We start from the raw sequence: 10,049 nt of genomic DNA, 5'->3' as shown, positions 1-10,049 counted from the left end.
TTGTTCACCGTTTATCTGAAGAAGAGGGTGCATCTGTCACTTTTGACAACGTACTTCTTATAGGAGAAGGTGAAAACATCACTTTAGGCGCCCCGGCTATAGAAGGAGCTCAGGTAGGAGCAAAAATCACCAGACATTTGAAAGGTGACAAAGTAATTATTTTCAAAAAGAAAAGACGTAAAGGGTACCAAAAGAAAAATGGTCACCGTCAATCTCTTACTGAAATAGTTATTGAAAGCATTGTATCAACAGGTGCAAAAAAAACTGCTAAAAAAGAAGAAAAAACAGCAGCTCCAAAAGCCGCTACTCCAAAAGCAGAAAAGAAAGAAACAGCAAAAAAACCAGCTTCAAAAAAAGGAGACAAATTAACCCTTATTGAGGGAGTTGGACCAAAAGCTGCTGAAACACTTATAGCTGGTGGATTAGATACTTTTGCAAAAATCGGAAAATCTAAACCTGAAGCCATCAAAGAAATTTTAGACGCTTCAGAAAATAAAGTTCAGCATTTAGACCCTGAAACCTGGCCACAACAAGCAAAACTTGCTGCTGATGGCAAAATGGATGAGTTGAAAAAGCTTCAAGACGAATTAAACGGCGGAAAAACTGTTTAATCTAAATTTAATAACACTTTAAAAACCATATACAATGGCACATAAAAAAGGAGTTGGTAGTTCCAAAAACGGTAGAGAATCAGAATCAAAACGCCTAGGTGTTAAGATTTTTGGCGGTCAAGCTGCTGTTGCCGGGAACATCATCGTAAGACAAAGAGGTACTGCACACAATCCGGGTGAGAATGTGTATGCCGGTAAAGACCACACCCTTCACGCTAAAGTGGACGGATTAGTAAAATTCACAAAAAAGAAAGACAATAAATCATACGTTTCCATTGAACCGTTTGAAGCATAGTTTTTACTTTAACTGGAATATAAAAAAACCCTTTCTGAAAATTCAGAAAGGGTTTTTTATGTTAGTAAATTATTGGTTTTAATACCTGTAATAGTCCGGTTTAAAAGGACCCTCAACAGTCACACCAATATATTTTGCCTGATCTTCCCTCAGAGTTTCAAGTTCAACCCCTATACGCTCCAAATGAAGTTTTGCCACTTTTTCATCAAGATGTTTAGGTAAAACGTACACCTTGTTTTCATACTGATCAGTGTTTTTCCATAATTCGATTTGTGCCAATGTTTGGTTTGTAAATGAATTGCTCATCACAAAACTTGGATGACCTGTAGCACAACCCAAATTCACTAAACGACCTTCAGCAAGCACAACGATGTCCTTCCCGTCTATAGTGTATTTATCAACTTGTGGTTTGATTTCATCTTTGGTGTTTCCGTAGTTATTGTTTAACCAGGCCATATCGATTTCATTATCAAAATGCCCAATATTACAAACGATTGCCTTATCACGCATTGCTCTGAAATGACGCTCCTGAATAATATCTTTATTTCCGGTAGCTGTACAAATAACATCGGCATTTCCAACCACAGTTTCAAGACGTTTAACTTCATAGCCGTCCATTGCTGCTTGTAGTGCACAAATAGGGTCAATTTCAGTAACAGTTACAATAGAACCTGCTCCCCTGAATGAAGCAGCAGTACCTTTACCTACATCTCCATAACCGCAAATCACTACACGCTTACCCGCCAACATAGTGTCTGTTGCACGACGTACAGCATCCACAGCACTTTCACGACACCCATATTTGTTGTCAAATTTTGATTTGGTAACACTGTCATTAACATTGATGGCAGGCATGGGTAAAGTTCCGTTTTTCATGCGTTCATACAAGCGGTGCACACCTGTTGTTGTTTCTTCTGAAAGCCCTTTAATTCCCGTGGCTAGTTCTGGATAATTATCTAAAACCATATTGGTCAAGTCTCCCCCATCATCAAGTATCATATTTAAAGGCTTGCGGTCTTCACCAAAAAACAAGGTTTGCTCAATACACCAGTTAAATTCTTCTTCGTTCATTCCTTTCCAGGCATAAACCGGGATTCCGGCAGCTGCAATCGCTGCTGCAGCTTGATCCTGAGTAGAGAAAATGTTGCAAGAGCTCCAGGTTACTTCAGCGCCCAAAGCTATTAATGTTTCAATCAACACAGCTGTTTGAATCGTCATATGCAGACATCCTGCAATGCGGGCACCTTTCAAGGGTTGCTCATTTTTAAACTCTTCCCTCAAAGACATTAAACCCGGCATTTCTGCTTCAGCCAATTCAATTTCTTTTCTTCCCCAAGCAGCCAGAGAAATATCTTTTACTTTATAAGCCGTATAAGGCACAGTTTTAGTACTCATAATGTTATATTTGTATAATATGAATTTTTAAGAATACAAAAATACAGATTATCTGCTAAAACCTATGCCTCTTTACAAAACAATAACAATAAACCCACAAACTAAAGTGCTCATTTGGAAGATTGAAGAATCTTCTGAAGAACTCTTAAAAGAAATTCAACTTACAGAAAACAGCCGTTTCAGGATTTCAAAAATGCTTTCAGACATTCATAAAAGAGGCTTTTTGAGTGTACGGCATTTACTGAAGAAGGCCGGGTATACAGATATCGACCTGATATATAACGAAGATGGAAAGCCAGATTTAAAAGATGGAACTTGTATATCAATTACACATTCTCATGAATTTTCAGGAATTATTATCAGCAAAAATGAAGTTGGAATTGACATCGAAAAACAACGTGATAAAATATTACGTATTGCAAATAAATTTACCCCTTTAAAAGAATACAGAACACTCGCAAACGACCAAGCTATCATACAAAAACTAACTATAGTTTGGTGTGCCAAAGAAGCGCTTTACAAATTATACGCAAACAAAGGAGTAAGCTTTTTACATCATATTGACGTGAAGGATTTTCAATTTGATGACCTTGAAACCACTGCTGAAATAATATTCAATGGGACAATCAACTCATACCAAGTTCACTTTTTTGAGTTTGAACAGTTTACCTGTGCCTATGCTCTTTGTTAATCCCTTTGCCTGATGAGCTCTCTATATAAATCAATAGTAAACGCGAAAGAAAAAGGAACAAAACTATTGGCTGTTTTAATCGATCCTGAAAATTTTGATCTTAAAAACACACATCAATTTCTAAATCAAATCCCCACAACCACCACTCATCTTTTTGTGGGTGGAAGTACAGCAACAAAGTTACAAACCAAAAAAACGGTGTATGCATTGAGACAACTTTCTAAGCTTCCGCTGGTACTTTTTCCGGGAGATGCAGAACAAATCACCAACCAAGCAGATGCACTGCTTTTTCTAAGTTTACTTTCAGGTGACAATCCTGAATACCTGATCAATCAACAAATAAGAGCTGTTGAAGTACTTCAGCAATGTAATCTGGAAATCATTCCAACAGCCTATATTTTGATTGACGGGGGCATAAAAAGTGCTGTAGAACGTGTAAGCAACACCAAACCCATCCCTCAAAACAATCTTAAAAAAATTACCCATACCGCCTTGGCCGGACAATATTCCGGCAAAAAAATGGTGTATCTGGAAGCAGGAAGTGGTGCCAAATATAGGGTTTCAAACCAAATTATCGCTTCAGTTTCTAAAGCCATAAATATACCACTGATTGTAGGAGGCGGTATTCGTTCTGCCAGCGAACTGGAAGAAGTTTTTAAAACGGGAGCTGACATGGTTGTTATAGGAACTGCATTTGAAAAAAAATTATTTGTATCTTGAAAAAAAGAACTCATAAATGAAAGTTTATTTTACATTCTTTATTCTTGCAATTTCTAATTTGATGTATGGTCAAACCATTCGCTTTTTTGATGAAGAGACAAACGAACCGGTATCTTTTGCTACCATCTCCTTTGGAAATGGACTCGGCTCTTATGCCAATGCTGACGGTGAATTTTTATACCAAAAAAAGCGCTACCCCGATGTAGACACGCTATTTGTCTCAGCTTTAGGCTATGATGAAATCATCATCATAACTGAAACAATTGAAAACGCGTATGCCCTTCCTCCAAAAATTGACCAATTAAAAGAAATTATAATTTCAAAATTGCCTGATGGGAAATTTAAGAAAAGGGAAGTAGAGCCTATATCACATAACAATTATCACAATTCATGGCTGCAAACCGTTGAAAGTGAAATAGCAGTTTTATTTCACAGAATAGAAAATAAACCCACAAAAATTGCAACATTATTGATGCCAATCAATGTTAAAGAAGAGGTTGCGGGCAAAAAGATTTCCGTTAGGAAATTTTCGACCTTAATGCGAGTTAAGTTTTATGAAAACAATAACGGATTACCCGATAAGGAAATATCTTTTGGAAACGTTATTTTCACAGTTACAGAAAAAGAAAAAAAAGAAGTCTATGAACTCGATCTTACAAATAAAAATATCTTCATCCCGCAAAATGGAATATTTGTTTCTATACAAGTGCTAGGGCCCACTGACAGTAATGGAAAACTCATTCAAACAAAAACCTACAATGAATACAAAACCAAAAGAGGTATTGAAAAAATAGCTGTTTCTTTCAGACCTCTATTGCCTTTAACAAACAAGCTTAGTGGAAAACAAACCAAGGTAAGACGCATTTTTTTCAACGACAAAAAATGGCAAGCCTTTAATTATGATTACAACCCAAATTCTGAACTACTCAGAAACGGATATGATAACTATGGAATGGGTGCCAAATTGCACGTATTTGAAAATGACTAACTATTAAAAAATACTACTTTATTTTATGGAAATTTCAGTTGAACTCACCCTTTCACCTCTTCAGGACACTTATGAACAACCCATTATTGATTTTATAAAAAAATTGCGAAACTCAGGGCTGAAGGTTTTAGAAAACCCCTTAAGCACCCAAGTTTATGGCGATTACGACTCCGTTATGAACGTGCTTTATGACGAAATGAAAATAGCCCTCGAAGCTACTGAACGTGGCGTCTTGTATATAAAAATTGTAAAATCAAACCGTAGCGAATATGTCCCTCATTTTTGATTGGCTCTTTAGTCAGTACAGTGACTATTCCCCTCTGTATATCATCCTCGAAATCATCGCGGTTTTATTTGGTTTACTCTCAGTTTGGTATGCAAAAAAAGACAATATTTTGGTGTTTCCTACGGGTATTATTAGCACCTTTATTTTTGTGTATTTACTCTACCAATGGGGCCTTATAGGTGATATGCTCATCAATGCCTACTATTTTTCAATGAGTGTCTACGGTTGGTATATCTGGACCCGAAAAGTTGATGCTAAACACTTTACACCCATAACTGCTACATCAAAAAAAGAAAAGCTTCAGTCAGTCATCCTATTCCTTGCAGGAATGGTTTTTGTTTTTATTGTTTACCAGCTGTTTGAAAAATGGAACGACTGGGTGGCCTATGTTGATACACTTACAACCGCCATATTTTTTGTGGGGATGTGGCTTATGGCTAAAAAGAAAATTGAAAACTGGCTTTATTGGATTGTGGGCGACCTCATCTCCATACCACTATATTTCTATAAAGGTTATACCTTTACATCGTTTCAATATCTGATTTTTACACTAATTGCTATTTACGGCTACCTGGAATGGAAAAAAATAATCAACAACCCCAATCTACAGGCAAAAACCTCATAAAAGTTGTTTTTTTTGGGCCGGAGTCTACAGGAAAAACTACACTTTCTCAGGATCTTGCTAAAAAGTTCAACACCTCCTGGGCTCCTGAATACATGAGAAGCTACCTTCAAAAAAAATGGGATCACAATAAAGAAATTTGCCAAAAAAACGACTTGATTCCTATTGCAGAAGGACAACTTCAAAACGAAGCTTTTGCCGAAAAAAATGCAAAAGAAATTGTGTTTTATGACACTAATTTATTACAACTCAAAGTTTATTCAGAAGTGTATTACCAAGGTTATTGCCCAGAAGAAATCAAATTTCAGGCGCAAAATGATAAATTTGACCTATACTTTTTGCTCTACATCGACACCCCTTGGGAAGCTGATGACCTTAGAGATAAACCCGAAGAAAGAGAACAAATGTTTAATCTATTTGAAAAAGAGTTGAAACAACAAAATATAAATTATATAGTTTTAAAAGGCAGTTATGCCCGACGTTTGAAAAAAGCCACCGATGAAGTAGAAAAGCTTTTAAAAAAATGAAATTTACCAAAAAAGATATTGCACAAATCCAACAACACGGTCTATCAGAAGAAAAAATTCTTAATGACCTGAAACGCTTTGAAAACGGCATTCCCTTTGTTCAGTTAATTAGCTCAGCTACCCACTCAAATGGAATATGTTGCCTTTCAGAAAAAGATAAAGATCACCTTATAGAGCTGTATGAAAAAAAGATGGATAATTTAACCATCCTTAAATTTGTACCTGCTTCAGGTGCTGCTACAAGAATGTTCAAACACCTTCATCATTTTCTCGAAACATATAACCCTGACGAACAAAAACTAAACACCTATCTAGCCGAAAATGACACCCAACTGCTGGAGGAGTTCTTAAAAGGGCTTCCGCACTTTGCTTTTACAAAAAAATTACGGAAAAAAATTAGAAAACACTATCCCCGTTATAAATTCTTTAAAAAAGGAAAACGAATACACCTACTGGTAAAAACCCTGCTGGAAGAAGACGGATTAAATTTTAGTATTCTTCCTAAGGGCCTGATTCCGTTTCATAAATACAAAAAAAATAGCACTACTGCTTTTGAAGAACAATTATTGGAAGCCGGCTATTATACAGTAACTCAAGGACAATGTTACATCCATTTTACTTTTTCTGAAGCAAATGTTGAACACTTTAAAAAGGAGTTTCTCAAAGTAAAAACTCGAATAGAACGCAAAACCAAATGTAGTTTAAACATCTCTTATTCATTTCAAAAACAAGGTACAGATACGTTAGCTGTAACCTTAAAAAATAAACCTTTCCGTGACTCTAATAAAAACCTGCACTTCAGACCTGCAGGACACGGAGCACTAATTGAAAACCTCAATGAGTTGGAAGCAGACCTTGTTTTTATTAAAAACATTGACAATGTAGTGACCGAAGAACAGCTTGAAAACATTGCAAAATACAAAAAAGTTCTTGCCGGAAAATTGCTTGAAATTCAAAAAAATATTTTTAACTATTTAAAAAGTATTGATAAAGATTTTAATAAAACAGACTTGTTGAAGCACATCAGAGGCTATATGGCTTCAGAATTGAACTTTAAAAGCTTGCCCGAAACAATTGAGGATGCAAAAAAACTACTCAATCGGCCTATAAGAGTCTGTGGTATGGTACAAAATACAGGTGCTCCCGGAGGTGGACCTTTTTGGGTTAAAAATAAAAATGGAAGTATTTCATTACAGATTGTGGAGCTTTCACAAGTTGATAAAAACGATACTCACCAATTGAACATTATAAATGAAGCGACTCACTTTAATCCGGTGGACCTAGTGTGTGGGCTTAAAAACTATAAAGGTGAAAAGTTTGATCTCACACAGTTTGTCAACCCTGAAACCGGCTTTATCTCTCAAAAAAGTCATGAGGGTAAACCCATCAAAGCGCTCGAGTTGCCAGGCTTGTGGAACGGAAGTATGGCAGATTGGACGAGCTTGTTTGTGGAAGTGCCTTTGGAAACATTCAACCCGGTAAAAACAGTCAATGATTTACTAAAAGAAACACATCAAGTTATTTAAATGCAAACCGATTTAGCTCTCAATGAACTCACATTCAAAGCCACTCGCAGTAGCGGTGCCGGTGGGCAACACGTCAATAAAGCGTCGTCTAGAATTGAGCTGAGTTTTGATTTGCAAAATTCTCGGGCACTTTCAGAAGAGGAAAAGGAACGACTAGGACAAAAATTGGCTTCACGCTTAACCAAAGAGGGTGTTCTGCTTTTAAGTTGTAGCGAAAGCCGCAGTCAGCATAAAAATAAAGCCATAGTAATTGAACGGTTTCTAGACCTTATTAAAGAAAACCTAAAAGTAAAAAAAGCAAGAAAAAAATCAAAACCCTCCAAAGGAGCAATCGAAAAACGCCTGAAATCAAAAAAAAATACAGCTCTAAAAAAAGCAAACCGAAAACCACCAAAATTTGATAAATAACTAGTAACTTTGCCCCATCTCAAAGGGGTGCTGCATGCTGAACTTGTTTCATCATCTGGCTGAGATTATACCCAATGAACCTGGGCGGGTAATGCTGCCAAGGGACAGAAGCAAAGTGCTTCAACTGTGTGTTAACCCCCTTAATAATTCGGCTCGAGCGTTTTATTCAGGGTTTTTTTATACAGTTTTATTAACCATTTTTAACCAAAGAATAATTGCCCCTTTTATTCGTAATAAATCTTTTACGAATGAAAACTTTATTCAAATTCCCGCGAACGCGGGAATCCCGTCAACAAAACTCCATAATCAGGAGCCTATTTTTAACCACCTGTTTAACAGCAATAACAACAACACTCCTCGCCCAACAAGATAACGACACACTTCTTAAACCCCAAATTCTGGACGAAGTGCTTATCAAATCAGTAAGAGTGGATGCCGATTCACCCATCACCCATTCCAACGTTAACAAAAAGGAACTTGAAAAACGCAACCTGGGACAAGATATCCCCATTTTACTAAATTATCTGCCATCGGTGGTGAGTACCAGTGATGCAGGTGCCGGTGTGGGTTATACGTATATCCGCGTGAGAGGTAGTGACGCTTCACGCGTAAACGTAACTCTCAACGGTATCCCTTTCAACGATTCTGAAAGTCAGGGAAGCTTTTGGGTTAACTTGCCCGATTTTGCGTCTTCCATTGAAAACCTACAGTTACAACGTGGTGTGGGAAGTTCTACCAACGGCTCAGGAGCATTTGGCGCTAGTTTAAACCTTCTGACCGATGCGGTTTCCAAAAAAGCAAGTGCCGAAATATCAAACAGCTTTGGTAGTTTTAACACCCGCAGGCACAACCTAAAATTCAGCAGCGGCCTTTTACAAAATAAGATAGAAATCGCCGGAAGACTTTCTGCTATTGCTTCAGATGGATATATCGACCGCGCCTCGTCTGATTTGAAATCCTATTTTCTTCAGGGCTCTTTTGTGGGTGACAACACCTTAATCAAAACCATTACTTTTGGCGGACACGAGGTGACATACCAAAGTTGGTTTGGCATTGATGCCGAAACTCTGGAAGAAGACAGAACATTTAACCCTGCAGGTATGTACACTGATGCCAACGGCAATGTAAAGTTTTATGACAACGAAGTGGACGATTACAAACAGGATCATTACCAACTGCACTGGAACCAGCGCTGGAACAACTTCTGGTCAACAAATCTCGGGCTAAACTATACTTACGGAAGAGGTTTCTTTGAACAATACCGTGAAGACGATCCGTTTGATTTTTATGGTCTAGAAACCATTGAAGTGGAAGGTGAAATTGTTAATGAAATGGACCTCATTCGCCGTCGCTGGCTGGACAATGATTATTATGTCATCAATGCCAATACCACTTATAAAAAGGAAAAACTTGAAATAACCTCAGGATTGTTTTACAGCTTGTACGAAGGCGATCACTTTGGAGAAATCATCTGGGCGCAATATGCCGCCGGATCCGAAATCAGAGACAAGTATTACTTCAGCGATGCAACCAAACGCGAGTTTACTATGTTCTCAAAAGCCACTTACAAAATCAATGCCCAATGGCAAGCCTATGGCGATTTACAAGGAAGGTTTATTGATTACAAAACCGCCGGAATTACTTCAGATATTGTTCCAATTGATATAAACGAAAGCTTTCGTTTTTTTAATCCAAAAGCGGGTTTGAGCTATACCTTAAGCCCCGCTAACCAGTTGTATTTTTCTTACGGAAGAGCCCACCGTGAACCCACCAGAAACGACTTTGAAGAAGGCATCAGTACCCCGGAGAAACTAGACGATTTTGAACTAGGCTGGCGATTTTCTTCCGAAAGAGTCAACGTAAACACCAACCTGTTTTATATGGATTACAAAGACCAGCTGGTGCTTTCAGGAGAATTGAACGATGTGGGTGCACCTTTACGCACCACCAGTGGTGAAAGTTATCGTGTAGGAGTTGAGG

Annotated in this window: 12 protein-coding genes; 11 read left to right on the top strand and 1 reads right to left on the bottom strand. The window is 37.6% G+C overall.

What is annotated here, in order from left to right:
* On the top strand, positions 1-611 hold a 611-nt coding region (gene rplU, locus AACY61_RS03155), incomplete at its 5' end, for a 50S ribosomal protein L21 (protein WP_339610101.1).
* Positions 612-645: 34 nt separating this feature from the next.
* Positions 646-906, top strand: a complete 261-nt coding sequence (gene rpmA, locus AACY61_RS03150) for a 50S ribosomal protein L27 (protein ID WP_339610099.1) — start codon at positions 646-648, stop codon at positions 904-906.
* Between the two features lie 78 nt (positions 907-984).
* Here rpmA and ahcY read toward each other — a convergent pair whose 3' ends face one another.
* Positions 985-2,301: an adenosylhomocysteinase gene (gene ahcY, locus AACY61_RS03145; protein ID WP_339610097.1), complete on the bottom strand. Its 1,317-nt coding sequence runs from the start codon at positions 2,299-2,301 to the stop codon at positions 985-987.
* A 64-nt stretch (positions 2,302-2,365) separates the two neighbouring features.
* Here ahcY and AACY61_RS03140 point away from each other — a divergent pair, with 64 nt between their 5' ends.
* From AACY61_RS03140 to AACY61_RS03100, 9 genes are all read left to right on the top strand, one after another.
* On the top strand, positions 2,366-2,992 hold the full coding sequence (locus AACY61_RS03140; protein ID WP_339610095.1) for a 4'-phosphopantetheinyl transferase superfamily protein: 627 nt from the start codon (positions 2,366-2,368) through the stop codon (positions 2,990-2,992).
* Positions 2,993-3,004: 12 nt separating this feature from the next.
* Positions 3,005-3,712 carry a geranylgeranylglyceryl/heptaprenylglyceryl phosphate synthase gene (locus AACY61_RS03135; RefSeq protein WP_339610093.1) on the top strand — a complete coding sequence of 236 codons (708 nt, stop codon included), beginning with the start codon at positions 3,005-3,007 and terminating at the stop codon, positions 3,710-3,712.
* A gap of 16 nt (positions 3,713-3,728) precedes the next feature.
* On the top strand, positions 3,729-4,700 hold the full coding sequence (locus tag AACY61_RS03130; RefSeq protein ID WP_339610091.1) for a carboxypeptidase-like regulatory domain-containing protein: 972 nt from the start codon (positions 3,729-3,731) through the stop codon (positions 4,698-4,700).
* Between the two features lie 25 nt (positions 4,701-4,725).
* Positions 4,726-4,986 carry a thiamine-binding protein gene (locus AACY61_RS03125; RefSeq protein WP_339610089.1) on the top strand — a complete coding sequence of 87 codons (261 nt, stop codon included), beginning with the start codon at positions 4,726-4,728 and terminating at the stop codon, positions 4,984-4,986.
* On the top strand, positions 4,970-5,611 hold the full coding sequence (pnuC, locus tag AACY61_RS03120; RefSeq protein ID WP_339610087.1) for a nicotinamide riboside transporter PnuC: 642 nt from the start codon (positions 4,970-4,972) through the stop codon (positions 5,609-5,611). Before AACY61_RS03125 ends, pnuC begins: the two co-directional genes overlap by 17 nt.
* Positions 5,563-6,135: an ATP-binding protein gene (locus AACY61_RS03115; protein WP_339610085.1), complete on the top strand. Its 573-nt coding sequence runs from the start codon at positions 5,563-5,565 to the stop codon at positions 6,133-6,135. The genes pnuC and AACY61_RS03115 overlap by 49 nt, the downstream gene beginning before the upstream one ends.
* Positions 6,132-7,661 (top strand): DUF4301 family protein, encoded by a 1,530-nt coding sequence (locus tag AACY61_RS03110; protein WP_339610083.1) that lies wholly within the window; start codon positions 6,132-6,134, stop codon positions 7,659-7,661. Before AACY61_RS03115 ends, AACY61_RS03110 begins: the two co-directional genes overlap by 4 nt.
* The gene (gene arfB / locus AACY61_RS03105) at positions 7,662-8,069 is read left to right on the top strand and encodes an alternative ribosome rescue aminoacyl-tRNA hydrolase ArfB (RefSeq protein WP_339610081.1); all 408 of its coding nucleotides are present in this window, start codon (positions 7,662-7,664) and stop codon (positions 8,067-8,069) included. It begins immediately after the preceding gene.
* A 248-nt stretch (positions 8,070-8,317) separates the two neighbouring features.
* Positions 8,318-10,049, top strand: a 1,732-nt coding sequence (locus AACY61_RS03100; protein WP_339610079.1) for a TonB-dependent receptor, incomplete at its 3' end; no start/stop codon positions are given.

The sequence above is a fragment of the uncultured Planktosalinus sp. genome (assembly GCF_963973675.1).
Classification (GTDB): Bacteria; Bacteroidota; Bacteroidia; order Flavobacteriales; family Flavobacteriaceae; genus Planktosalinus.
This window is presented reverse-complemented; position numbering and strand designations above follow the sequence as displayed.

Coding starts and splice junctions, on each gene's coding strand:
- rpmA (WP_339610099.1), top strand. CDS start 646: ATGGCACATAAAAAAGGAGTTGGTAGTTCCAAAAACGGTAGAGAATCA.
- ahcY (WP_339610097.1), bottom strand. CDS start 2,301: ATGAGTACTAAAACTGTGCCTTATACGGCTTATAAAGTAAAAGATATT.
- AACY61_RS03140 (WP_339610095.1), top strand. CDS start 2,366: ATGCCTCTTTACAAAACAATAACAATAAACCCACAAACTAAAGTGCTC.
- AACY61_RS03135 (WP_339610093.1), top strand. CDS start 3,005: ATGAGCTCTCTATATAAATCAATAGTAAACGCGAAAGAAAAAGGAACA.
- AACY61_RS03130 (WP_339610091.1), top strand. CDS start 3,729: ATGAAAGTTTATTTTACATTCTTTATTCTTGCAATTTCTAATTTGATG.
- AACY61_RS03125 (WP_339610089.1), top strand. CDS start 4,726: ATGGAAATTTCAGTTGAACTCACCCTTTCACCTCTTCAGGACACTTAT.
- pnuC (WP_339610087.1), top strand. CDS start 4,970: ATGTCCCTCATTTTTGATTGGCTCTTTAGTCAGTACAGTGACTATTCC.
- AACY61_RS03115 (WP_339610085.1), top strand. CDS start 5,563: ATGGAAAAAAATAATCAACAACCCCAATCTACAGGCAAAAACCTCATA.
- AACY61_RS03110 (WP_339610083.1), top strand. CDS start 6,132: ATGAAATTTACCAAAAAAGATATTGCACAAATCCAACAACACGGTCTA.
- arfB (WP_339610081.1), top strand. CDS start 7,662: ATGCAAACCGATTTAGCTCTCAATGAACTCACATTCAAAGCCACTCGC.